Source organism: Amycolatopsis sp. NPDC058278 (assembly GCF_042881395.1).
Lineage (GTDB): Bacteria > Actinomycetota > Actinomycetes > Mycobacteriales > Pseudonocardiaceae > Amycolatopsis.
This window is the reverse complement of the sequence record NZ_JBHVXZ010000017.1, coordinates 28,524-51,711: the sequence shown is the minus strand read 5'-3', so window position 1 is coordinate 51,711 and position 23,188 is coordinate 28,524. Positions and strand designations below refer to the sequence as shown.

The 23,188-nt window shown below is 71.4% G+C and carries 23 protein-coding genes; 12 read left to right on the top strand and 11 right to left on the bottom strand.

The features are described from left to right. Positions 1-19: 19 nt before the first annotated feature. A complete protein-coding gene (locus tag ACFVYA_RS11440; protein WP_387044581.1) occupies positions 20-793 on the bottom strand; it encodes a crotonase/enoyl-CoA hydratase family protein in 774 nt (257 codons plus the stop codon). Positions 794-906: 113 nt separating this feature from the next. Here ACFVYA_RS11440 and ACFVYA_RS11435 point away from each other — a divergent pair, with 113 nt between their 5' ends. The 5 genes from ACFVYA_RS11435 to ACFVYA_RS11415 all read left to right on the top strand — a co-directional run bounded on the left by ACFVYA_RS11435 (position 907) and on the right by ACFVYA_RS11415 (position 3,765). Next, positions 907-1,062 (top strand): hypothetical protein, encoded by a 156-nt coding sequence (locus ACFVYA_RS11435; RefSeq protein WP_176742160.1) that lies wholly within the window; start codon positions 907-909, stop codon positions 1,060-1,062. Positions 1,063-1,422: 360 nt separating this feature from the next. After that, a complete protein-coding gene (locus tag ACFVYA_RS11430) occupies positions 1,423-1,905 on the top strand; it encodes a hypothetical protein (RefSeq protein ID WP_013224355.1) in 483 nt (160 codons plus the stop codon). A gap of 122 nt (positions 1,906-2,027) precedes the next feature. Next, on the top strand, positions 2,028-2,936 hold the full coding sequence (locus tag ACFVYA_RS11425; RefSeq protein WP_387044580.1) for a lytic transglycosylase domain-containing protein: 909 nt from the start codon (positions 2,028-2,030) through the stop codon (positions 2,934-2,936). Positions 2,937-3,001: 65 nt separating this feature from the next. Beyond that, on the top strand, positions 3,002-3,403 hold the full coding sequence (locus tag ACFVYA_RS11420) for a hypothetical protein (RefSeq protein WP_387044579.1): 402 nt from the start codon (positions 3,002-3,004) through the stop codon (positions 3,401-3,403). A gap of 20 nt (positions 3,404-3,423) precedes the next feature. Further along, positions 3,424-3,765: a DUF3817 domain-containing protein gene (locus tag ACFVYA_RS11415; protein ID WP_387044578.1), complete on the top strand. Its 342-nt coding sequence runs from the start codon at positions 3,424-3,426 to the stop codon at positions 3,763-3,765. Here ACFVYA_RS11415 and ACFVYA_RS11410 read toward each other — a convergent pair. Continuing rightward, a complete protein-coding gene (locus ACFVYA_RS11410) occupies positions 3,743-5,176 on the bottom strand; it encodes an MFS transporter (protein WP_285989756.1) in 1,434 nt (477 codons plus the stop codon). The two genes, ACFVYA_RS11415 and ACFVYA_RS11410, sit on opposite strands and share 23 nt — an antisense overlap. 135 nt (positions 5,177-5,311) lie before the next feature. Between ACFVYA_RS11410 and ACFVYA_RS11405 the strand changes: the two genes are divergently transcribed. Further along, positions 5,312-5,875, top strand: a complete 564-nt coding sequence (locus tag ACFVYA_RS11405) for a TetR/AcrR family transcriptional regulator (protein ID WP_387044577.1) — start codon at positions 5,312-5,314, stop codon at positions 5,873-5,875. 18 nt (positions 5,876-5,893) lie between these two features. Here ACFVYA_RS11405 and ACFVYA_RS11400 read toward each other — a convergent pair whose 3' ends face one another. Beyond that, entirely contained in the window at positions 5,894-7,483 is a 1,590-nt protein-coding gene (locus ACFVYA_RS11400; protein WP_387044576.1) for a cation acetate symporter, read from the bottom strand. Then, entirely contained in the window at positions 7,480-7,908 is a 429-nt protein-coding gene (locus tag ACFVYA_RS11395) for a DUF485 domain-containing protein (protein ID WP_285989759.1), read from the bottom strand. The genes ACFVYA_RS11400 and ACFVYA_RS11395 overlap by 4 nt, the downstream gene beginning before the upstream one ends. 1,032 nt (positions 7,909-8,940) lie before the next feature. Between ACFVYA_RS11395 and ACFVYA_RS11390 the strand changes: the two genes are divergently transcribed. Genes ACFVYA_RS11390 through ACFVYA_RS11375 form a run of 4 tightly spaced genes read left to right on the top strand, consistent with a single transcriptional unit; the run spans position 8,941 to position 14,653 of the window. Next, positions 8,941-12,888, top strand: a complete 3,948-nt coding sequence (locus ACFVYA_RS11390; protein ID WP_387044627.1) for a nitrate- and nitrite sensing domain-containing protein — start codon at positions 8,941-8,943, stop codon at positions 12,886-12,888. Continuing rightward, a complete protein-coding gene (locus ACFVYA_RS11385) occupies positions 12,885-13,337 on the top strand; it encodes a roadblock/LC7 domain-containing protein (protein WP_004561253.1) in 453 nt (150 codons plus the stop codon). The genes ACFVYA_RS11390 and ACFVYA_RS11385 overlap by 4 nt, the downstream gene beginning before the upstream one ends. A gap of 7 nt (positions 13,338-13,344) precedes the next feature. Continuing rightward, on the top strand, positions 13,345-14,061 hold the full coding sequence (locus ACFVYA_RS11380) for a DUF742 domain-containing protein (RefSeq protein WP_285989760.1): 717 nt from the start codon (positions 13,345-13,347) through the stop codon (positions 14,059-14,061). 28 nt (positions 14,062-14,089) lie between these two features. Then, positions 14,090-14,653 carry an ATP/GTP-binding protein gene (locus tag ACFVYA_RS11375; protein ID WP_013224365.1) on the top strand — a complete coding sequence of 188 codons (564 nt, stop codon included), beginning with the start codon at positions 14,090-14,092 and terminating at the stop codon, positions 14,651-14,653. Positions 14,654-14,692: 39 nt separating this feature from the next. On the opposite strand, the gene ACFVYA_RS11370 is transcribed toward ACFVYA_RS11375, so the two are convergent. The 4 genes from ACFVYA_RS11370 to ACFVYA_RS11355 all read right to left on the bottom strand — a co-directional run bounded on the left by ACFVYA_RS11370 (position 14,693) and on the right by ACFVYA_RS11355 (position 16,749). Next, the gene (locus ACFVYA_RS11370) at positions 14,693-15,253 is read right to left on the bottom strand and encodes a dihydrofolate reductase family protein (RefSeq protein WP_387044575.1); all 561 of its coding nucleotides are present in this window, start codon (positions 15,251-15,253) and stop codon (positions 14,693-14,695) included. An 80-nt stretch (positions 15,254-15,333) separates the two neighbouring features. Next, positions 15,334-15,984, bottom strand: coding sequence for a DUF899 domain-containing protein (locus ACFVYA_RS11365; RefSeq protein WP_387044574.1), 651 nt, complete (start codon positions 15,982-15,984; stop codon positions 15,334-15,336). Next, positions 15,981-16,421: an SRPBCC domain-containing protein gene (locus tag ACFVYA_RS11360; RefSeq protein WP_387044573.1), complete on the bottom strand. Its 441-nt coding sequence runs from the start codon at positions 16,419-16,421 to the stop codon at positions 15,981-15,983. Before ACFVYA_RS11360 ends, ACFVYA_RS11365 begins: the two co-directional genes overlap by 4 nt. Next, entirely contained in the window at positions 16,414-16,749 is a 336-nt protein-coding gene (locus ACFVYA_RS11355) for a helix-turn-helix transcriptional regulator (RefSeq protein ID WP_285989764.1), read from the bottom strand. Before ACFVYA_RS11355 ends, ACFVYA_RS11360 begins: the two co-directional genes overlap by 8 nt. 138 nt (positions 16,750-16,887) lie before the next feature. Between ACFVYA_RS11355 and icmF the strand changes: the two genes are divergently transcribed. Continuing rightward, positions 16,888-20,121 carry a fused isobutyryl-CoA mutase/GTPase IcmF gene (icmF, locus tag ACFVYA_RS11350; RefSeq protein WP_387044572.1) on the top strand — a complete coding sequence of 1,078 codons (3,234 nt, stop codon included), beginning with the start codon at positions 16,888-16,890 and terminating at the stop codon, positions 20,119-20,121. On the opposite strand, the gene ACFVYA_RS11345 is transcribed toward icmF, so the two are convergent. Continuing rightward, positions 20,118-20,813 (bottom strand): class I SAM-dependent methyltransferase, encoded by a 696-nt coding sequence (locus ACFVYA_RS11345; protein ID WP_285989769.1) that lies wholly within the window; start codon positions 20,811-20,813, stop codon positions 20,118-20,120. The two genes, icmF and ACFVYA_RS11345, sit on opposite strands and share 4 nt — an antisense overlap. 76 nt (positions 20,814-20,889) lie before the next feature. On the opposite strand from ACFVYA_RS11345, the gene ACFVYA_RS11340 reads away from it, so the two are divergent. Next, positions 20,890-21,720: an LLM class F420-dependent oxidoreductase gene (locus ACFVYA_RS11340; RefSeq protein ID WP_387044571.1), complete on the top strand. Its 831-nt coding sequence runs from the start codon at positions 20,890-20,892 to the stop codon at positions 21,718-21,720. On the opposite strand, the gene ACFVYA_RS11335 is transcribed toward ACFVYA_RS11340, so the two are convergent. Both ACFVYA_RS11335 and kstR read right to left on the bottom strand, forming a co-directional pair. Next, complete coding sequence (locus ACFVYA_RS11335; RefSeq protein ID WP_387044570.1) at positions 21,674-22,369, bottom strand: maleylpyruvate isomerase family mycothiol-dependent enzyme; 696 nt, start codon at positions 22,367-22,369, stop codon at positions 21,674-21,676. The two genes, ACFVYA_RS11340 and ACFVYA_RS11335, sit on opposite strands and share 47 nt — an antisense overlap. Continuing rightward, positions 22,366-22,992, bottom strand: a complete 627-nt coding sequence (kstR, locus tag ACFVYA_RS11330; protein WP_086849903.1) for a cholesterol catabolism transcriptional regulator KstR — start codon at positions 22,990-22,992, stop codon at positions 22,366-22,368. The genes ACFVYA_RS11335 and kstR overlap by 4 nt, the downstream gene beginning before the upstream one ends. Positions 22,993-23,188: the final 196 nt, after the last annotated feature.

Below are 23,188 nucleotides of genomic sequence, written 5' to 3'. Positions count from 1 at the left end.
GACCTTCCGGACACGTGGGTCAGGTGAAGGTGCCGTGGCGGCCTTCGCCGCCGGCGAAGCGGGCCGCGCCGTCGACCGCCTCCGCCGCCAAGACACCCGGGCCCATCGCCGCGGCGAACTCCGCGGCCAGCGCGTCCTCTTCGGACTCGCCCCACTGGGCCAGCGCCGAGCGCCGGTCGCCGCGCAGGCACGCCTGCGGGAACGCCGCGAGCTGCCGGGCGAGCTCCTGGGCCGCCGTCACCGCCTCACCCGCCGGCACCAGCCGGTTGGCCAAGCCGATCTCGACGGCTTCGGCGGCGTCGACCGCGCGGCCGGTGAGGATCAGGTCCATGGCGCGGGACTGGCCGATCAGGCGCGGCAGCCGCACCGTCCCGCCGTCGATCAGCGGGACGCCCCAGCGGCGGCAGAACACCCCGAACACCGCCGTGGCGTCCGCGACGCGCAGGTCGCACCACAGCGCCAGCTCGAGCCCGCCCGCGACGGCCGGCCCGTGGACCGCCGCGATCACCGGCTTGCCGAGGGTCATCCGGGTGGGCCCCATCGGGCCGTCCCCGTCCGGGTGCGTGCGGTTCATCCGGTCGGTGCCGATCGCCTTGAGATCGGCCCCCGCGCAGAACGCGCCACCCGCTCCGGTCAGCACCGCGACGGCCGCGTCCGGGTCGGCGTCGAAGGCGCGGAAGGCGTTCGCCAGCTCCGCCGCCGTGGGCCCGTCGACGGCGTTGCGCGCGGCCGGGCGGTCGATGGTGATCGTCGTCACCGCGCCGTCCCGCTGGACCAGCACGTTCCGGGACATGGCCGCTCCTGGGGTGATCGAGGTGTCTTCCGCGCACGCCTTCCCTACAGTATTGGGATGGCCACTCCCAGGACGGGAACGGCGAGCCGGGGAGGAAGCACATGTCGGGCGGCGTGAAGAAGATTCTGATCGTGGGCGTGGTCGCGCTCGTGCTCTTCCTCCTGATCACCCAGCCCACCCAGTCCGCCGACTTCGTGCACCGCGTGCTCGGCTGGCTCAAGGACGGCGCCGAAGCGATCGTCACGTTCTTCCGCGCCCTCTTCTCCTGACCTGGTGCTTCTCCGTACCGGCGCCGCCACGGGCGGTGCCGGTGGCTACCGTGCGTGTTAACGGACGGTAAATCACCCAGTGTCACCAATCCCGGATTTCGGACTCCGACGCTCGACCATCCGGGTGGATTGCGGCCGAAAACGCGCAGGTCGTCGAATTCATGGCACCCGGGGTCTGGCGAAGACGACCACCCCGGCCCTACGGTGCTCACATTGCGTGATCGGGTGGTTCGCCATCCCCCCGGAGAACCCCGGTACGCAGGCAGTTTCCACTCAGCAAGGTGCAGGTTGGTGCGTGCGGCACCACCGCGTGGGACAGGCGTCAGGGCCTGTCCGTCGGGGACCTACAAGGAGGCAGGGATGACCGGAGATCCCGGAGTGGACGCGTTGATCCGGCAGTGGGCCGCCGAGCGCGAGAGGACTCCCGAGGAGCAGGAGGTCGACCGCATCGCTTCCGCGTGGCTGGCCGACGCACCCGCGCAGGCCCCGGGCATCCCCGGCCAGCGTGCCCGGACCGGACAGTCGCGGTTCGTCCCCGTCGAGTCGGCGGATCCCGGCTACCTCGCCGCGATGCGCAGCCGGCTGCCGGAGGTGCCCGAAGAGCTCCTCACCGCCGCCGCGGGCTGGTGGCAGATGGTCGGCGGCGTCGCCGAAGCCGAGGAGTGGTGGGACGCCGGCATCAGCCCGCTCGACCAGCGGGCCCTCGACTACCGGGCGGCCGGGCTCGCGCCGTCCGACCTGAGCCGCCGGCTCGGGCCGATGACGGTCCTGCAGCACCTGCGCCGCGGCAGTGCCCCGGCCTGGTGCGTGGCGCGGCTCGCGCGTCAGCAGAAATCCGCCTGACGAGACGTTTTCCACTCGGCCGGGTGACCCGGTGTGGTGAGACGATCGGGACGGCCCGCGTAACGCTAACCTGCGCGGGCTCGTTGACAGTTCGTCGACACACGCTGGAGGACCGGAGTTTCGTGCGCACCAGGACCGGAAAGACCGAGGACGACCCGATCGGCCCCAGCGCCGAGGAAGCCGCCCCCGCCGCACCGGCACCGCGCTCTCCGGGCGTCGCCGTGCTCACCCGGCTGCTCGTGGTCCTCGCCGTGCTGGCGGTGGCCGGCGGCGGGATCTGGCTCGTCACTCGCGCCGCGACGCCGGAGGCGAGCCCGACCACCACCGAAATCCCCGCCTTGCAGGTCAAGGCGGCCGACGTCCGCCCGGGCTCGGTCGCCCCGGCCGGTGGTGCGGTGGCGGGCGGGGCCGAGCAGCAGACGTCTCCCCAGCAGGCCCGCAGCACGGGGCCGGCGACGCTGTCCCAGTGGGCGGCCCAGGTCGCGGCGGCCACCGGTGTCCCGGCGCGGGCCCTGCAGGCCTACGGCAACGCGGAATTGGCGATGCGCGCGGACCAGCCGGGCTGCAAGATCTCCTGGGCCACGCTCGCGGGCATCGGCCGCATCGAGTCCAACCACGGTCAGTACGCGGGCGCGGTCCTCGGCGCCGACGGCCGCCCGTCCAAGCCGATCGTCGGCGTCCCGCTCGACGGATCGGCCGGAGTCCGGGCGATCGGCGACACCGACGGCGGCCGCTACGACGGCGACGCCGGGGTGGACCGGGCGGTGGGCCCGATGCAGTTCATCCCGGGCACCTGGCGCAAGTGGGCCGCCGACGGCAACGGCGACGGCCTCGGCGACCCCCAGCAGATCGACGACGCGGCCCTGGCGGCGGCGCGGTACCTGTGCGCGGGCGGGCGGGACATGGCCAGTCCCAGCGGGTGGTGGGCCGGGATCCTGTCGTACAACAACTCGACGGAGTACGCGCAGAAGGTGTTCGGCTTGGCGGACGGCTACGCGAAGGGCGCCCAGTCGGTGCGCAAGCAGGGCTGAGAGCCCGGCCACCTCGTCCGCGACCGCGCGTCGTGCCTCAGCTCACCAGTGCTAGCGTCGACTTCGTGCCAGACCCCCACCCGCCAGCCGCTTCCCCCTGGGGACGGCGGATCGCGATCGTCGCGACCTGCCTGCTGAGCCTGCTCGTCTGCTGCGGGCTCGCCTGGTGGCAGTGGGACCGTTTCACCTCCGCGAACGGCACCTTCCAGAACCTCGGCTACGTTCTGCAGTGGCCGCTGTTCGGGCTCTTCCCGGCCTTCATGTTCTGGCGGATCCGCAAACTCCGGCAGAAGGCCGAAGCCGAAGCGACCGAAACGCCCGAGCGGCAGGAAGCCGAGCCCGCGGTGCCCGCCCCCCGCCCCCGTCCGGACGTCGCCGAGGCGAACACCGACGAGGACGAGGAGCTGGCCGCCTACAACCGTTACCTGCGCGAACTGAACGCCCGCGATCAGCAGGCCGCAGAGTGAAGAGTGAGGACGACGAACCGATGACCACCAGCACCGAAGGCGCCCGGACCGCCGCGCCGCTCGCCGGCCCCCTGGTCCGGTTCCGCACCGCCGCCTACGTCACCGGTGTCGGCCTGCTGGGCCTGTGCTTCGTGATGGTGCTGCGGTACGGCTTCGACAACCCGACGCCGTCGGCGGTCTACTCGCCGATCCACGGCGTCCTCTACATGATCTACCTGGTGCTGACCATCGACCTGGCGATCAAGGCCCGCTGGTCGATCAAGGGCACCGTGCTCGTGCTGCTGGCGGGCTGCGTCCCGTTCGTCTCGTTCCTCGTCGAGCGCCGGGTGACGCGCAAGGTCAAGGCCGGGCAGAAGCTGTAACCGCGACCTGACGGCGGAAGGTCAGCGCCACCAGCACCGTGCAGGCGGCGAACACCGCGGCGGTCGTGAACGCCGCGGTCATGCCGTCGACCGTCAGCTGCGCGCCGGTCGTGCCCGCCGAGCGGGTGACCGAGCCGAACACCGTGACCAGGACGGCCAGCCCGAGCGTGCTGCCGACCTGCTGCATCGTCTGCAGCACGCCGCCCGCCGCGCCCGCGTCCTCGTTCGGCACGGTGGCCATCACGATCACGTTCAGCGGTGCGAACGACAGCCCGCCGCCGAGGCCCATCAGCAGCAGCGGCCCGAGCAGCGCCGGGAAGTACGTGCTTTCGGTGGTGAGCAGCGTGAGCCAGCCGACGCCGGTGACCATCAGGATCGAGCCGGTGACGGCCAGGGGCTTCGGGCCGTAGCGGGGGAGCAGCCGCGGCACGAGCCGGCTCATGGTGAAGATCAGCGCCGCCATCGGGAGGAACGCGAACCCGGTCGCCAGCGCCGCGAAGTGCCGGATGTCCTGCATGAACTGGGTCAGGAAGAAGAACATCGACATCATCGCCATCGGCCCGAGGAAGAAGTTGACGTAGGCCGCGCTGCGGTTGCGGTCGGCGAACAGCCGCAGCGGGACCAGCGGCAGCGCGGTGCGCGCTTCGATGGCGACGAAGCCGGCGAGCAGGGCCAGGCCGCCGGCGAGTGAGCCGAGTGTCACCGGGTTGCCCCAGCCGTCGGACGCGGCGTGGGTGAAGGCGAACACGAGCGCGCCGACGCCGAGGGTGCCGGTGACCGCGCCGGGCAGGTCCAGGTGGGCGCGGCGGCGTTCGGGCTCGGCCACGAACCGCGGGGCGAGCAGGGCGATCGCCACGCCGAACGGGACGTTGATGAACAGCGCGGCGCGCCACGAGATCCACTCGGTGAGCAGGCCGCCGACGATCAGGCCGATCGCGAAGCCGCCGCTGGACATCGCGGAGAACAGCGCCAGCGCCCGGACCCGGGCCTTGGGTTCGGTGAACGTCGTCGTGACCAGCGCCAGGGTGCTCGGCCCCGCCATCGCGGCGCCGACGCCCTGCAGGACGCGGGCGGTGATGAGGAGCGTGGCCGAATCGGCGAGCCCGCCGGCCAGTGAGGCGAGGGTGAACAGGGCGGTGCCGGCGACGAACATGCGCCGCCGTCCGAACAGGTCGCCTGCCCGGCCGCCGAGCAGCAGCAGACCACCGAAGACGAGGCTGTAGGCCGTCATCACCCAGGACAGGCCGGTGGCGGAAAACCCCAGGTCGGACTGGATGCGCGGGAGCGCGACGTTCATCACCGTCGCGTCGAGGACGAGCATGAGCTGGCAGGTCAGGATGATCGCGAGGACCAGCCCGCTGCGCCGGGGGCGGACCGGTGCGGGCGCACGGTCGACCGTCTGGTGGGACAAGGGATACTCCCCCAAGGAGTAAGAGAGGAAGCGGAGACTTTCTCCGCTTGGCTGTGATCCGATAATATGGAGAGCGTCTCCGGATGCGCAAGTGAATTCGGAGAATCTCTCCGGTTAAGTGGCGAGGAGGCCGGGATGCCCGAGGTGGGCGAGCGTCCGATGCGCGCGGACGCGCGGCGCAACTACGAGCGCATCGTCGCGACGGCGAAGGACCTCTTCACCGCCCACGGCGCCGACGTGCCGCTGGACGACGTCGCCAAGAAGGCCGGCGTCGGCGCGGGCACCCTCTACCGGCACTTCCCGACCCGGGAGAAGCTGTTCGAAGCGGTCTACCGCGAGGAGATCACGGTGCTCGCCGACCGCGCGTTCGTCCTGCACGACGAGCTGCCGCCGTGGGAGGCCCTGGAAGCGTGGCTGCTCGCCCAGGTCACCTGGGTCGTCGAGCGGCACAAGCTGGCGACGATCCTCAAGGAGTCCATCGATTCCGGCTCGGAGACCTTCCTGTACTGCCAGAAGCGGCTTCGCGAAGCGACCGGAGTGCTCGTCGAAGCGGCGCAGGAGGCCGGGCTGCTCCGCAGGGACGTCGTCGGTGCGGACGTCCTCCGGCTGGGCCACGGCGCCGGGATGGCCGTGCGCAACTGCAGTCCGGACGACGGCAGGCGCGTGCTGAACGTGATCCTGGACGGCCTGCGCGCGTGACGCGGGCCGGCCGGGGGATCAGCTCCCGATGCCGGTCATCGAGCGGACCTCCATCTCCGCCTGCTTCTCGGCGTCGGCCTTCGGCCGGCCCACCAGCGTTCCGGCGAACCCGCACAGGAACGAGAACGGGATCGACACCAGGCCCGGGTTCTTCAGCGGGAACCAGGCGAAGTCGATGCTCTTGAAGATCGAGTCCGGAGCGCCCGAGACCACCGGCGAGAACAGCACCAGCAGCAGGCACGCGATCAGGCCGCCGTACATGCCCCACAGCGTGCCCGTGGTGTTGAACCGCTTCCAGAACAACGAGTACAGCAGCGTCGACAGGTTCGCCGAGGCCGCCACCGCGAACGCCAGTGCCACCAGGAACGCGACGTTCTGCCCGTTCGCCAGCACGCCGCCGACGATCGCCAGCGCGCCCACCACGATCGCGGTCATCCGCGCCACCCGGACCTCGTCCGCCGGCTCGGCCTTGCCGCGCTTGAAGATGTTCGCGTAGACGTCGTGGGCGAACGAGGCCGACGCGGTGATCGTCAGCCCGGCCACCACCGCGAGGATCGTCGCGAACGCCACCGCGGCGATCACGCCCAGCAGCAGCGTCCCGCCGATGTGCAGCGCCAGCAGCGGTGCCGCCGAGTTCTCCCCGCCCGGGGCGCTCTTGATCTCGTCCGAGCCGACCAGCGCGGCCGCGCCGAAGCCGATCACCAGCGTGCACACGTAGAAGATGAGCATGCAGACGGTGGCCCAGACCACCGAGCGGCGCGCTTCCAGGGAGTTCGGCACCGTGTAGAAGCGCATCAGCAGGTGGGGCAGCGACGACAGGCCGAGCACCAGGGCCAGTGCGAGCGACACGAAGTCGAGCTTCGTGGTGTTGTCCTTGCCGTAGGAGCCGCCCGGTTCCAGGAGGTGCTCGCCCAGCGGGCTCTTCTCGGTGGCCGCCGAAAGCAGGTTCGAGAAGCTGAAGCCGTACTTGCCGAAGAGGAACACCGCGATCAGCACCACGGCCAGCATCAGCACGCCGGCCTTGATGATCTGCACCCACGTGGTGCCCTTCATCCCGCCGACCAGCACGTACAGGACCATGACCAGGCCGACCACGCCGATCACCAGCGCCTGCCCGAGCCGGGTGTGGATGTTCAGCAGCAGGGCGACCAGGCCGCCGGCCCCCGCCATCTGCGCCAGCATGTAGAACAGCGAGATCACCAGGGTCGACGTCGCCGCCGCGGCCCGGACCGGGCGCTGGTTCATCCGGAAGCTGACGACGTCGCCCATCGTGAACCGGCCGGTGTTGCGCAGCAGCTCGGCGATCAGCAGCAGGTCGACCAGCCAGGCGACCAGGAAGCCGATGGAGTAGAGGAAACCGTCGTAACCGTGGACGGCGATCGCGCCCGCGATGCCGAGGAACGACGCCGCCGAGAGGAAGTCCCCGGACAGCGCGATGCCGTTCTGGCGGCCGGTGAAGGCGCTGCCCGCGGCGTAGTAGTCCGACGTCGAGGAGTTCCGGCTGCCGGCCCGGTAGACGACGTACAGGGTGATCGCCACGAACAGGGCGAACACGACGGTGTTGACGATGGGGTCGCTGGCGGGCTGCCCCGCGGCGAGCGCGGTCATCGGCGCTTCTCTTCCGCCAGGCCCGCCCGCGCCCGCAGTTCGGCGACGCGCGGATCGAGCCGTCGGCGCGCGTACCGCAGGTAGAGCCAGGTGATCAGCGCGGTGCTCACGAACTGGCCCAGGCCGAGCAGGATGGCGACGTTCACCTGGCCGAACACCTTGCGGCTCATGAAGTCGTGCGCGTACGCGGCCAGCAGGACGTACGTCATGTACCAGGCGAAGAAGGCGAAGCTCAGCGGGAAGACGAAGCCGCGGAACCGGCGGCGCAGCGCGACGAACTCGGGACTGGCCTGGATCGCGGTGTAGTCGGGGCCGGCGGGCCGGCGCGGTGGGACCCCGGCCGGTTCGGGCCCGGCGGGCAGGACCGGGATCCGGCTCGTCTCCTCGAGGGCGTTGGCCGGCGTGGGCCGCGCTACGTCGTACATGGTGCCTCCGGCAGAGTGCCTCCGTGGCGGCGGGCCCGGGCGCCGGTGGACCGGGCGCCGGGCCGCCCTTGCGGACTGCGAGGGCACATCGTAACTACGCCATCCGGCGGCGGCCGAAGGCGGCCGACCGTCCGGTCGGTTCGCGAGCCGGTATTCGTTTCCCGCGGTGGGCGTCTAATGGGTGACCGGCGACAACGCCGGTCAGAACACCGGCGACAACGCAGTGCGGAGAACGTCCGTAATGCGGAAAAGAATTGTGACTGGACGTTGCGGAAGCGGCAGTGCGCTACGGCGAACGGGTTAACGGCGCTGGACACTTCCCTAACCTGGTTACGGAAAGTAGCCGTTTCCCGGGCTTGATCCGGCGCGAGGGTGGCTCGGACGTCGGACGGGCGGCGAACATCCACTGGTCAGCGCCGGGTTCCGAAAGAAATCACCGGGTCGGGGCGGGGGAACGCGGAACGCCACAACATCGGGCGCATCTTGAGGCTTGACCCACCCGTTGGTGGTACGCAGTGTAGATCGACCGAGGGATGCTGCTACCCTGCCTGGGCTAATCGGGTGATGGCCGGATGCGACAGGCCCCCGCGTCCGGTAACCGGAATTCCCTCTTCGGGGGCGGTGAGGCGAAATGTCCTGCCCGGTGTCCGGTCGCGAAAGCGCTTTTCGCAGGTCAGCGCCCGAGTGGGGAACACAATTGACCGGCACGGCATCGGGGGTACGATTCTTTGGCCCAGCTGACCGCAGCGATCGATTGGCACCGATAAAGTTGATCTCGATCACCGTGCACAACGCAACTTGCGCCGTGCACGTGCAGAGTCCCGGGCACGGGACGACGGGGCGGTGCCTGCCCGGTGACGAGCGCGCGGACGCCCGCACGGCTGGGGACGAGCGAGGGCGCCGGGAAAGCGGCAGGGTGGGGACGGCACGGCCGTCCGGCGGCCCGTCGCGAGCCGGGACGCCGCGCCGCCGACGCGGATCCATGACGCCGGACAGGGAGTCACTCACGTGACCGTTGCAGGAGAAGGTCAGGTGCCCGTCGGGGAACTGCTCGGCCGAGCGCCCCGCCGGTCCAGGGGAAAGGCCGTGTGGCGCGCGCTCGTGCAGTGGCGCGACTGGAGCCTGCCCGTCAAGCTTTCGGCCGTCACGGTCGTGCCCATCGTCCTCGCGCTCGTGCTGGGCGTCGCGACGATCGCCGCGCAGGTCGGCCGCTCGGACGACTACCAGCGGCTCGACCGGCTCGTCGCGCTCGGCGGCGGGGTGCGCACGCTCACCGCCGCCCTCCAGCAGGAGCGCACGGTCACCTCGGCGATGCTGACCGAGGGCACCGTCGGCGGTACCCCCGAGCTGGCCGCGGCGCGCAAGGCCACCGACGCCGCGACCGGCCCGTTCACCGCGGAGCAGGCCCGCGCCGCCCGAGCCGAACCCGGCGTGTCCGGCGCCGCGGGCACGGCCGCCGCGCAGGTCGGCAACCTCGCCTTCCTGCGCCGCCAGGTCGACGGCGGTCAGCTCGACCCCGGCCAGGCCATCACGGCGTACTCCGCCCTCACCGGGTCGCTCATCAGCCTCGACACCGCGGCCACCGCGGGCGCCGGTGACGGCACCCTCGGCGGCCTGCCCGCCGGGCTGCACGAACTGCTGGTCGCCGGCGAGCAGGTGTCGCTCAGCCAGGCCCTCGTCTCCTACGGCATCGGCCGCGCGGGCCTGACGCCGAGCGAGCTGGCCACCCTGCGCGCCGCCGAGCTGCGGCTCGCCGACCGGCTCGTCGACTTCCGCTCCGCGGCGGGCGACACGCTGCAGCGCGACTTCGCGGCGATCGCCGAAGGCACGCAGGCGCAGAGCCGGGCCCGGATGGTCGAGACGGTGCTGAACGCGCAGAGCGGCGCGGTGGACGACGCGTTCCGCGCGCTGCCGTCCGCGGACTGGGTCGCCGCCTCCGCGGCGATGCGCACGCAGATCGGCACGATCGCCGACCGGCTCGGCGCGTCGGCGTCGCAGACGGCGGCGGACCTGGTCGACGAGTCCAGCAGCGGCGCCGGCCTGCTCGCGGTGCTGCTGTTCGCCGCGATGGTGCTGGCCGTCGCGGTCGTCTTCCTCATCACCCGGCAGCTGCTGCGCTCGCTGAAGGTGCTGCGCCGCAGCGCCCTCGACGTCGCCGAAACCGCGCTGCCGGAGGCGGTCCGCAACATCCAGGAAGGCCGTGCGCAGGGCACCGACGTCCGGCCGGTCCCGGTGCACACCGACGACGAGGTCGGCGAGGTGGCGCGGGCCTTCGACAAGGTGCACCACCAGGCGCTGCGGCTGGCCACCGAGCAGGCCGCGATGCGGACCGGCTACGGCAGCGTCTTCGTCAACCTCTCGCGGCGCAGCCAGAGCCTGGTGCAGCGGCAGCTGCAGCTGATCGAGCAGCTCGAGCGGGACGAAGAGGACGCCGACCAGCTGGCGACGCTGTTCCAGCTCGACCACCTCGCCACCCGGATGCGGCGCAACAACGAGAACCTGATGGTGCTCTCCGGCGCCGAGCCGGGCCGCCGGTCCGGGAAGCCGGTCGGCACCACCGACATGCTCCGCGCCGCGGTGTCGGAGATCGAGCAGTACCAGCGGGTCCAGGTGCAGCCGCCGCCCCCGGCCCGGATCGTCGGCTACGCCGCGAGCGATCTGATGCGCCTGGTCGCCGAGCTGCTGGACAACGCCACGGCGTTCTCCGCGCCGGAGACCACGGTGACCGTGGCGTCGCGGCTGGGCGAGAACGGCTCGCTCGACATCGACATCCTCGACAAGGGCATCGGCATGAACGAGTGCGAGGTCATCGAGGCGAACACCCGGCTGACCGAGGCCGGGTCGGTCGACCTGGTGACGTCGCGCCGGATGGGCCTGTTCGTCGTCGGCCGGCTCGCCAGCCGGCACCGGATCGGGGTGTCGCTGCACGGCGGCAAGGACATCGTCGGCGTCCGCGCCACCGTCGTGGTCCCGGCGGAGCTGGTGATGCCGGTGACCGACGGCCCGGCGACCGGCCCGATCGGCGCCCTGCAGCAGCACCCGGCGAGCCCGGCGGCGGGCAACCGGCTGCCGCGCCGCCCGGTCAACGGCGCGGCCCGCCCGCGGCCGGTGGTGCCGCAGCAGCCGGCGATGGGCGAGGAGCGCTGGCCGTCGGCGAGCGACCTGGCCGGGCTGTCCGGGGTGCGCCCGCCGTCGGACCTGGAGATTTCCGGCACGGCGCTGTTCGCCCCGATCGAGAAGGACGGCGACGTCCCGCCGCCGCGCCCGGCCCTGCCGCAGCTGCCCGCGGTGCTGCCGCTGCCGCCGGGACAGCCGCCGCGCGGCGACGACCTCCCGGCGGGCAAGGACCTGTTCACGGCCAACGAGACGACACTCAGCGACTGGTGGCAGGAGGCGACGGCGGGGTCGGAGCCGCCCCCGCCGGCCCCGGCGCCGGACCGGTCGGAGACGACGCCGATCTTCGACGAGATGCTGTCGGCGTGGTTCCGCGAGGACAAGCCGGCCGCGGAGGAGGAACCGGCCGCCGCTTCCCCGGAGGCGCCGCCGGAGGAGCGCCGCAGCTGGGACTTCGCGAGCGACGAGAACTTCCGCACGGTCCAGGAGCGGACGAAGGCCGAGCCGACGGCGTTCACCGACGCGGGCCTCCCGCGCCGCCGCCGCGGCGAGCAGCTCCTCCCGGGCAGCGCGACTGCATCGGGCCCGGCGGCGACCCCGAAGCCGGCCCCGGCCCGCCCGGACCTCCCGGTCCGCGACCCGGCGGAAGTGCGAGGGCGGCTGAGCAGCTTCCAGCAGGGCGTTTCCCGTGGCCGCCGCCAGGCCGCGGCCCAAAGGCCGCGAGCGGGCCAGCAGCGAGCGGCGCAGCCGGCCCAGCCTTCCCCGGCGGTGCCGGGCTTGGGAACGGCCCAGGACGCGGCCCAGCAGGCAGCGGCGGCAGCCCAGCAGGCGGCGGGGCAGAGCTCCGGCCCGGCGCAAGGCACGCCGGAAGCGGCCGGTCAGGCGGGCACGGCTCAGCAGGCCGGTTCGCAAGGGCCGGCTGGGCAGAGTGCGGATTCGGCGCAGGTGTTCGGGCAGCCGGGCGCAGCTCAGCAGGCCGGTTCGCCGGGTGCCGCCGGGCCGGATGCGGATTCCGCGCGGGCCACACCGGGGATGTTCGAGCAGGCGGGTGCAGCTCAGCAGGCCGGTTCGCCGGGTGCCGCCCGGTCGGGTGCGGATTCCGCCCAGGCCACGCCGGAGTCGTTCGCGCAGCCGGGGCAGCAGTCCGGGGCAGCGCAGCAGCCGAGCGGTGCACCGGACCCGGCGGCGCAGCAAGTCTCGCCCCCGGCCGGTTCGCGGCCGGCGGCACCCGAGCCGTCCGACGAGGCGTCGCGGCCGAAGCTGCAAGGGGACATCTTCGCGGACGGGTCGCAGCCCGACCGCCGGCCGCCCGCAGAAGACTCGCGACCGGCGGCACCGGACCACGGTGCCCTTCCGCAGCCCGGCCGGGCCGCGCCCAAGCCGGGCGGTCTCCCGCGGCGTTCCGTGCCCCTGCCGCAGCCGAGCCGTCCTCGTCCGGGGCCCGAACCGGCCGTCTTCCAGGACTCCGGGCAGCTGCCGATCGCCAACGGCCGTCCCGCCGTCCCGCCGTCCTCGCTGCCCAGCCGGAAGGCCCCGGAGACGCCGGCTCCGCGCGGTGAAGAGACCGCGGTCGAAGCCACCGCCGAATGGAATTTCGGCACCGACGACGGCTGGCGCGCGGTGCAAGCGGTGTCCCAGTCGACACCTCCCACCTTCACTTCGGCAGGATTGCCCCGGCGCCGTCGCGGGGAGCAGCTGCTCCCGGGCAGCGCCGGACCGTCCACCGGGGCCTCGGCCCCCCGACCACAACGGGACGCACACGACGTGCGCGGCCGCCTGCGGAGTTTCCAGCAGGGCATCGAGCGCGGACGCCACCGCACCGCACAGGCGGCCGAGACCAACCACGAGACCTTGGAGGGTGAATGACCTCGCCGAGTAGCGCTCAGCCGACGCAGAACCAGTTCGGCTGGCTGGTGAACGACTTCGCGGAGCGGGTGCCCGGTGTGGCCCACGCCGTGGTCGTCTCGGCGGACGGCTTGCTGCTGACCGCGTCGAACCGGCTTCCGCTCGACCGGGCCGACCAGCTCGCCGCGGTCGCCTCCGGGCTGGTCAGCCTCACCCAGGGCGCGGCCCGCTGCTTCGAAGCCGGCGCGGTCAACGAGACCGTCGTCGAGATGGAGCTGGGGATCATGGTGCTGATGTCGATCAGCGACGGCTCGTGCCTGGCCGTGCTCGCCGCCCCCAACTGCGACATCGGGCAGGTCGCCTACGAGATGACGATGCTCGTCGACCGGGTCGGCCAGATCCTCACCCCGGAGCTGCGCGCTCAGCTTCAGGGCTCCGGGGGGTCGCTGATCGGCGAACCGGTGGGATGATGGCGCGATGAGCACGGGGTCCGGATTCGACGGCGAACCACCCGCGGGGCACGGCCCCGCCGGGCGTGGGGACGACGGCACGTTCGCCGACGTCCTCAACGGGTTCACGCTGGATTCCGGCCGTGCCCGCCGGAAGCGCAAGAAGAGCAAGGAGTCCCCGCCACCCCCGGCCGCCGGTGCGCACGCGGCCGCGGATCCGCCGGCGCCCACGCCGTCGGCCGACCAAGGAGATCGTGTGACCTCTTTAGTCTCTCCACCCGGCAGTACCGACGGGGACAGCCCCCGACCAGGCGGTTTGTTCGACCCGGGCCCGCCCAGCGGCGAATTCGTCATGCCCGCGGTGTTCGAACAGCCGCCCGCGCCCGAGGAGCTGACGGCGATCGTCCGGCCCTACGCGCTGACCGGAGGCCGCACCCGGGCGAACTACGCCCTGGAGCTGGAGACACTGATCTCCGCGAAGGACTACGCTGCCACCGGTGGCTTCCCCGAAGTGGCCGCGGAGCAGATCGAGTGCATCTCGATCATGGAAGAGTGCCGGACCCCCCGTTCGGTCGCCGAGATCGTTTCGGCGCTGCGGGTGCCTTTGGGCGTGGCCCGGGTGCTGATCAGCGACGCGGCGGACGCAGGGCTGGTCACGGTGCACAAGACGATAACGGGCAATGACGGCGCCGAGGCACATCTGGTGTTGATGGAAAGGGTTTTGAGTGGACTCCGTCGGCTTTAAGGCACCGCGGGACACCGCGCCCCCGACCATGACATCCGCCAAGATCGTGGTGGCTGGCGGCTTCGGTGCGGGGAAGACGACCTTCGTCGGGTCGGTCTCGGAGATCGTGCCGCTGACCACCGAGGCGATGATGACCGACGCCAGCGTCGGCGTCGACAACCTCGACCACACCCCGAACAAGTCGACGACCACGGTGGCGATGGACTTCGGCCGGGTGTCGCTGGACGCGGACCTGATCCTGTACCTGTTCGGCACGCCCGGGCAGCAGCGGTTCTGGTTCATGTGGGACGACCTGGTCCGCGGCGCCATCGGCGCGGTGGTGCTGGCCGACACGCGCCGGCTGGCCGACTCGTTCGCCCCGATCGACTTCTTCGAAGACCGGGGCCTGCCGTACATCGTCGGCGTCAACACGTTCGACGGCGTGCTGGAGCACGACATCAACGACGTCCGCGAGGCGCTGTCGATCGACCCGAACATCCCGATCGTCCGCTGCGACGCGCGGGATCGCGAGTCGACCAAGCAGACGCTGATCACGCTGGTCGAGTACGCCATGCGGCAGTGGATCGCGCTGCGGGCGGCCAACGCGCGCTGACGCCGCCGGGGCCCGGGACACGCCCGGGCCCGGCACCGGCTACGCGCGGCGGAAGCGCAGCAGCACGACCTGGCCGTCGAAGGTGCGCGACTCCACCAGCTCCAGGCCGAGCCGCGCGGTGTCCTCGGCGAACGGGCGCTTGCCGCCGCCGAGGACGACCGGGTGCACGAACACCTGGTACTCGTCGATCAGGCCGCGCGCGGTGAGCTCGGCGGCCAGCTCCGCGCCGCCCATGAGCAGCAGGTCCTCGCCCGGTTCGGCCTTCAGGGACGCCACGACCGTGCCCAGGTCGCCGCCGAAGACCCGGGTGTTCCAGTCCGCCTTCTCCAGCGTCCGCGAGAACACGACCTTCGGCGTCTCCCGCCAGACGGGCGCGAACGCGATGTCGTGCGGGTGGTCCGAGATCGACTCGGCGTCCGGCCAGTAGGCGGACATCATGTCCCAGACCTTCCGCCCGTAGGCGAACTCGCCGGCACGCGCGCTCAGCTCCCGCGAGTAGGCGGACAGCTCCGGGCCCATGACCGGCCAGTCGAATTCGCCGTTCGGGCCTTCGACGCAGCCGTCGAGCGACGTGTGGACCAGGTAGACGATCTCGCGCATTTCCATCTCCTCCGGTGGGGGTCTGACGCCAGGAGGTCGGAGCCGCGGCGGCCGACCGGACACGGCCGGCGGAAAAACTTTCAGTACTCGTCGTGACGGCGCCACCACGAGCTGGGTGCGTCGTCGCCGCGGCTCTCCTCTTCCCACGCCTCCTGGCGCCCCAGCGGCGTGATGTCGAGGTACCGGTGCGACGCCATGAACGTCTCGCCGCCCCGGCCGGAGGTGAAGTAGGTCCGGTACACGGCGTCGCCGTCGCGGAGGAAGACGCTGACGCCGAAGCCCCTTCCGACGCCGCAGTCGTCGGTGAAGCTGCTGCCGTGCGCGGATACCCACGGCACGTCCCAGCCCATGCGCGTCTTGTACCGCTCGATCTCGGCGAGCGTGGCGGGCGCGACGACGGTGAGCGTGACGTCCCGGGCGTGCAGGTGCGCCAGGTGCGGCAGGTTGTCGACGACGAGGGAACAGCCGGGGCAGCCCGCCTCGTCGCCCGGGTGCAGCATGAAGTGGTAGACGATCAGCTGGCGGCGGCCGTCGAACAGGTCGAGCAGGCTCTTCTTCCCCTCGGCCGACTCGAACTCGTAGGCCTCGGTGAAGGGCACCATCGGCAGCCGGCGGCGTTCGGCGGCCAGGTGGTCGGCCGCCTTCATGAGTTCCTTCTCCTTGACGAGTAGCGCGTCTCGTGCGGCCTGCCACTCTTCGGGCGAGACGATCCGGGGCAGGGTGGCGGTCATCGGGCGTCCTTTTCTCGGATGAAGCCGGTCAGGTCCTCGAAGCAGGAGGTCCAGCCCTCGTCGTGGCCGTCGCGGTCGGCGGCGGTCGGGAAGCCGGTCTGGACGAAGGTCATCTCGGTCTTGCTGTCGTGCTCGGCGAAGCCGATCGTCACGAGGGTCTCGGTGCGCAGGTCGCCTTCGGTGTCCCAGGCGAAGGTGAACACGAGCCGTTCGGGGGCGGTGATCTCGCGGTAGACGCCGTGCATCCAGTGCTCGTCGCCCTCGGGGGAGCGGATGCACGCCCGCCAGGCACCGCCGGGCCGGGTGGCGAGGGTGACGGCGGAGCCGGTGTAGCCGTGCGGCCCCAGCCAGCTCGCCAGCTGGTCCGGATCGGTCCACGCGGCGAAGACCAGCTCGCGCGGAGCGTCGAAGACGCGCGTGATGGTGAGGTCAGGCATCGCCGGGGCCGCCGGTCAGGGTCCGCAGGTGCTCTTCGAGGCGGTCGAACCCGCCGTCCCAGAACCGGCGGTAGGTCGCGACCCAGTCGGCGACGCCTTCCAGGGGCTTGGCCTCCAGCCGGCAGGGCCGCCACTGGCGGGTGCGGCCGCGGGTGATCAGCCCGGCCGCCTCCAGCACCTTCAGGTGCCGGGACACCGCGGGCAGGCTCATCGGGAGCGGTCCGGCGAGCTCGTTCACCGTCGCTTCGCCCGCCGACAGGCGCGCGAGGATGGCGCGCCGGGTCGGGTCGGCGAGGGCCGAGAACGTCCGGCTCAGCGTGTCGGTCATTTCACCATCCTGTTAATTAACGGACTCATTAAATATAGGCCCGAGCAGGCGCGTGTCAAGGTTCTCCCGGGCTGCCGTGAGAGCCGCGTCACCGGCCATCGGGTTTCCAATAGTAGGAAGTCAAAGTATTTTGGAGGGATGAGCAGCGAGCTGTACCGCCCCGCGCACCCCGTCCGGTTCGTCACGGCGTCGAGTCTCTTCGACGGCCACGACGCGTCGATCAACATCATGCGGCGGATCCTGCAGTCGCAGGGCGCGGAAGTCGTCCACCTCGGCCACAACCGGTCGGTCGACGAGGTCGCCACCGCGGCCATCGCCGAGGACGTCCAGGGGGTGGCCATCTCGGCCTACCAGGGCGGGCACGTCGAGTACTTCTCCTACCTGGTGGAGCTGCTGCGCGAGCGCGGCGCCGGCCACATCAAGGTCTTCGGCGGCGGGGGCGGGGTGATCGTGCGCGAGGAGATCGAGCTGCTGCACTCGCGCGGCGTCGCCCGCATCTTCTCGCCCGAAGACGGCTACGAGATGGGCCTGCCGGGCATGATCAACTTCATGATCAAGGCCTGCGACGTCGACCTCGCTGCCGAAGCCCCTTCGCTGGACAAGGTGCTCTCCGGTGACGTCGCCTCGCTCTCGCGCGTCATCACCCAGCTGCAGGCCGGGCAGCTGCCCGGTGACCTGCTGGGCGGCATCACCGAGGCCGCGGGCCGGCGCGAGGTGCCGGTGCTCGGCATCACCGGCACCGGCGGCTCCGGCAAGTCGTCGCTCACCGACGAGCTGATCCGCCGGTTCCGCCTCGACCAGGAGGACAAGCTGCGGATCGCGGTGCTCGCCGTCGACCCGTCGCGGCGCAAGGGCGGCGGCGCGCTGCTCGGCGACCGCATTCGGATGAACTGCCTCGACGGCTCACCGGTGTACTTCCGCTCGCTGGCCACGCGCACGACGTCCGGCGAGATCCCGGCCGGGCTGCGCGAGTCGATCCTGGCCTGCAAGGCCGCCGGCTTCGACCTCGTGATCGTCGAGACGCCGGGCATCGGCCAGGGCGACGCCGGGATCGTCGACTTCGTGGACGAGTCGCTGTACGTGATGACGCCGGAGTTCGGCGCCGCTTCGCAGCTGGAAAAGATCGACATGCTCGACTTCGCCGACGTCGTCGCGATCAACAAGTTCGAGCGCCGCGGCGCCGAGGACGCCCGCCGCGACGTCGCGCGCCAGCTGGTGCGCAACCGCGAGGCCTTCTCGTCGGGGCCGGAGGACATGCCGGTGTACGGCACGAGCGCGGCGAAGTTCAACGACGACGGCGTCACCGCGCTGTACCAGCACCTGCGGGGCATGCTCGCCGAGCGCGGCCTCGGCGTGTCCGCGGGGACGTTGCCGCGGGTCGAGGGCAAGGTCTCGACCGACGCCTCGACGATCATCCCGGGCAACCGGTCCCGGTACCTGGCCGAGATTTCCGAGACCGTTCGCGGTTACCACGCGAAGACCGCGCAGCAGGTCGCCGCGATCCGCAAGCGCGACGCGCTGGCACTGGCGCGTGCCGAGCTGTCCAAGGTGGACGCTTCCACCGACGCGCTCGACGGGCTGCTGGCCGCGGCCGAGTCCGATGTGGACGGCGAGTCGGCAAAACTCCTCGAGCGCTTCCAGGCGCTGTCGGCGGAGTACCGCCAGGACGAGCTGGTCGTGAAGATCCGCGACAAGGAGCTGCGCACGCAGCTGTGGCGCGACACGCTGTCCGGCAACCGGATCCCGCGCGTCGCCCTGCCCCGCTACGCCGAGTCCGGCGAGCTGCTGTCGTTCCTGCGCCGCGAGAACCTGCCGGGTTACTTCCCTTACACCGCGGGTGTTTTCCCGTTCAAGCGCGACGGCGAGGACCCGGCGCGGATGTTCGCCGGCGAGGGCGACGCGTTCCGCACCAACCGCCGGTTCAAGCTGCTCTCGGCGGACTCGGAGGCCAAGCGGCTCTCCACGGCGTTCGACTCGGTGACCCTCTACGGCCACGACCCCGGCACCCGCCCCGACATCTACGGCAAGGTCGGCACGTCGGGTGTGTCCATCGCGACGCTCGACGACATGAAGGTCCTCTACGACGGCTTCGACCTGACCGCGCCGAACACGTCGGTATCGATGACCATCAACGGCCCGGCGCCGACGATCCTCGCCTTCTTCCTCAACACGGCGATCGACCAGAAGCTGACGGAGTTCCGCGACGAGCACGGCCGTGAGCCCTCCGACACCGAAGCCGCCGAGCTGCGCGAGTGGGTGCTGCGCAACGTCCGGGGCACGGTGCAGGCCGACATCCTCAAGGAGGACCAGGGCCAGAACACCTGCATCTTCTCGACCGAGTTCAGCCTCCGGATGATGGCCGACATCCAGGAGTGGTTCATCGAGCACGGCGTGCGGAACTTCTACTCGGTGTCGATCTCCGGCTACCACATCGCCGAGGCCGGGGCGAACCCGATCTCGCAGCTGGCGTTCACGCTGTCCAACGGCTTCACCTACGTCGAGTCGTACCTGGCCCGCGGCATGGACATCGACGACTTCGCGCCGAACCTGTCGTTCTTCTTCTCCAACGGCATGGACGCGGAGTACTCGGTGCTCGGCCGGGTGGCGCGGCGGATCTGGGCGGTGGCGATGCGCGAGCGCTACGGCGCGAACGAGCGGTCGCAGAAGCTGAAGTACCACGTGCAGACGTCCGGGCGGTCGCTGCACGCGCAGGAGATGAGCTTCAACGACATCCGCACCACGCTGCAGGCGCTGTGCGCGCTGTACGACAACGCGAACTCCCTGCACACCAACGCGTTCGACGAGGCGATCACGACGCCGTCGGAGTCGTCGGTGCGCCGCGCGATGGCCATCCAGATGATCATCAACAAGGAGTGGGGCCTGTCGAAGAACGAGAACCCGCTGCAGGGCTCGTTCGTCATCGACGAGCTGACCGACCTGGTCGAGGAGGCGGTGCTGGCCGAGTTCGACCGGATCAGCGAGCGCGGCGGCGTCCTCGGCGCGATGGAGACGGGCTACCAGCGCGGCAAGATCCAGGACGAGTCGATCCTGTACGAGCGCAAGAAGCACGACGGCTCGCTGCCGATCATCGGCGTCAACACGTTCCGCAACCCGCGCTCGGCGGAGGACGAGGTCGAGGTCGAGCTGGCCCGCGCGACGGAGGACGAGAAGAAGTCCCAGCTGGACCGCCTCGCGGACTTCCAGCACCGTCACCACGAGGAGGCCCAGCAGGCGTTGAAGGCCCTGCGCGAGGCGGCCACCCGCGGCGCCAACTTGTTCGGGGTGCTGATGGACGCCGCGCGGGTGTGCTCGCTCGGCCAGATCACGGAAGCTTTCTTCGAGGTCGGCGGCCAGTACCGCCGCAACGTCTAGCGGCGGACCGCCTTCAGCTGCCAGACCGGGACGAGGACCCGGCCCTCGGCGTCGGTGCCCAGCCGCGCCAGCTCGGCCGGGTCCTGGTCCAGGATCGTCCGGACGCTCTGCCGCAGCTCCTCCGGCGTCATCGAGGTCGTGTAGAGGGTCGGTTCGAGGCGTTCGATCGTCCAATCCTTGCCGACGGTCTCCCGCAGGTCGGCTTCGGTGATCAGGTACGGCGCCGGGAAGCCGTCCGGGATTTCCGGCGAGAAGGCGAAGAGGTGCAGCGTCGCGCCGGGCCGTGCCGCGCGGGTCAGCGCGGCGAGGTACCGGCGGCGCTCGTCCTCGGACAGGCAGTGGTACAGCGCGCTGTCGAGGACCGTGTCGAAGCGGCCTTCGTGGCCTTCGAGCTTGGTCGCGTCGGCCACGGCGAACTCGATTTCGAGGCCCTTCTCCGCGGCGCGCGAGCGGGCCTGCTCGACCGCCGACGGTGCCCCGTCCAGCCCGGTGACCCGCAGGCCGCGCGAGGCGAGGAACGCCGAGTTGTCGCCGAGGCCGCACCCGATGTCGAGCACCTCGCCGGTGAACTCGCCGGCGTCGGCCAGCGCGACGACCGCGGGCTGCGGCGCGCCGAGGTCCCACGGCATCTTGCGGCCCATCGGGGTGGCGCCCTGGTACAGCTGTTCGAAGTCGACGTCTTGTACGTCCATGACTGCCCCCTTATTCAACGTGCGATGAGATGACTTCATCCTGCACCTCCTGTCAACCCGGTGGTAGTCCTGGAGCATGAAATTCGGTATTTCGACGTTCGTGACCGACGAGGGCATCCGGCCGGACGTGCTGGGCGCCGCGCTGGAAGAACGTGGCTTCGACTCGCTGTTCCTCGCCGAGCACTCGCACATCCCGGTGCGCCGGGAAAGCCCGTACCCGGGCGGCGGTGATCTCCCGCGCGTGTACTACCGCACGCTCGATCCCTTTGTGGCGCTCGCCGCCGCGGCCACCGCCACGTCGGAGCTGCTGCTCGGCACCGGGATCGCCCTGCTGGTCCAGCGCGACCTGATCCACACGGCCAAGGAGGTCGCGTCGCTGGACCTGATCTCCGACGGCCGCGCGCTGTTCGGCGTCGGCGTCGGCTGGAACCGGGAAGAGATGCGCAACCACGGCACCGACCCGAAGACCCGCGGTGCGCTGATCGACGAGCAGCTGGCCGCGCTCAAGGAGATCTGGACGAAGGACGAGGCCGAGTTCCACGGCGAGCACGTCGACCTCGACCCGATCTTCAGCTGGCCGAAGCCGGTGCAGAAGCCGCACGTCCCGATCTACATCGGCGGCGAGAGCGAAGCCGCCCTGAACCGGCTCGCCAAGTACGGCGACGGCTGGCTGCTCCGGGGCTACACGAAGTGCCAGGAGGCGCAGCGCGTCCGCGGCTGGCTGGCCGACCAGGGCCGCGAGGACGTGCAGTTCGCGGTCTTCGGCGGGCCGACGACGCCGAAGGTGATCGACGGCTTCCGCGAGGCCGGCGTCGAGCGGTACACGTTCCTGCTGGACACGCTGCCGGAAGCGGAGACGCTCAAGGCGCTGGACGAGCTGGCCGGGGTGGCCGAGGCGCACCGCTGACGCCCGGCCACGGACCCAGCTGCGGGAGGTCGCCGGCGAGGCCGTCGCCGGCGGTCCGGCCGGACAGCCAGGCGGCCACCTCCCGCACGGGCCCGGTGACTTCCGTGCCGCCGGAGCCCCAGCGGCGGTCACCGGCCCGGATCGCGACGCCGGCGGGCAGGCGCCCGGCGAGGAAATCGATCGCGTGGACGGCGAAGTCTTCGGGCCAGTCGGTGACGCCGATGCCGACGTCGAGGTCGACGGCGTGGATCCAGACCTCGCGCCAGCGCGCGAAGACGGTGCTGGACAGCTTGCCGTCGCGGTAGTCGACGTGCTGGTCCCAGTCCCGGACCCGGGCCCAGGCGTCTTCCAGGCGGACGGAGTGCCGGAGCAGGGCGCGCCGGTGCTCGTCGGCGGTCCGGCCCGCGGTCGCTTCGATGATGCCGTCCCGGTCGTGCGTCCGCGGATCGTAGAGCGGGACGAGCACGCCGAGCAGGGCGTTCTCGACCAGGTCGGCGAGCGCGCGGCCGGCGTCGGTGACGTGGGCCAGCACGTGGCCGCGCGTCCAGCCGGGCAGCGGCGACGGCTCGCGGACCTGCTCGTCGGTCAGCCCGTCCAGCGCGCCGTGTAGCCGGCGGTGCGCTTCGGCGACCGCCGCGGCCGGGATCACTTGTCGAGCAGCAGGTGCACCGACAGTTCGAGGCGGTTGGCGACGTCGGCCGCCGAGGCGCGGCGGGTCACCCACGCGACCAGGTTCGCCATCCAGACGTCCGCGACCACGTGGAAGATGTCGCGGTCGGCCTCGGTCGGCTCGGCGATGCCCATCGCCTTGGCGAACATGTTCTCCATCAGCCGCCCGACCTGCTCGACCTCGGCGGCGGCGGAGGTGTCGGCGAACATGAACGCGCGGACCATCGCCTCGGTCAGGTGCGGGTCGCGCTGCATCATGCGCGTGTTGCGGCCGAGCACGAACATCAGCCGCTCGGCGGGCGTGTCGCCCGGGATGGCCTGGCGCTCCAGCTTCTCCTGCGCGCGCTCGAACTCGCGGGCCAGCCCGGAGACGAGCAGGTGGATCTTCGAGGGGAAGTACCGGTACAGCGTGCCGAGGGCGACGTCGGCCTTCTCGGCGACGGCGCGCATCTGGACGGCGTCGTAGCCGCCCTTCGACGCGAGTGCGAGGGTGGCGTCGATGATCCGGCGGCGGCGGTCGCGCTGGGCGGCCGAGCCGAGCTCGTCCGCGCCGATCGCGCTCAGGCCGTTGCCGCGGGCCTTGGTCTTGCCTGGCATCGGCATTCCCCCGTCCTTCGGAACTTGTTCCAGTTCACGACGTAGATTACCTGTCCTGGCGAACCTCGCGACAGCTGACCCACTGGCCGAAAAACTGTAACACGTTCTACACTCGCGAGTAGTGTCGCTGCTACCGCGAGGAGGCCCCATGCCGGTCGCGCTCACCGAGGAACAGGCCGCGCTGGCCCAGGCGAACCACGCC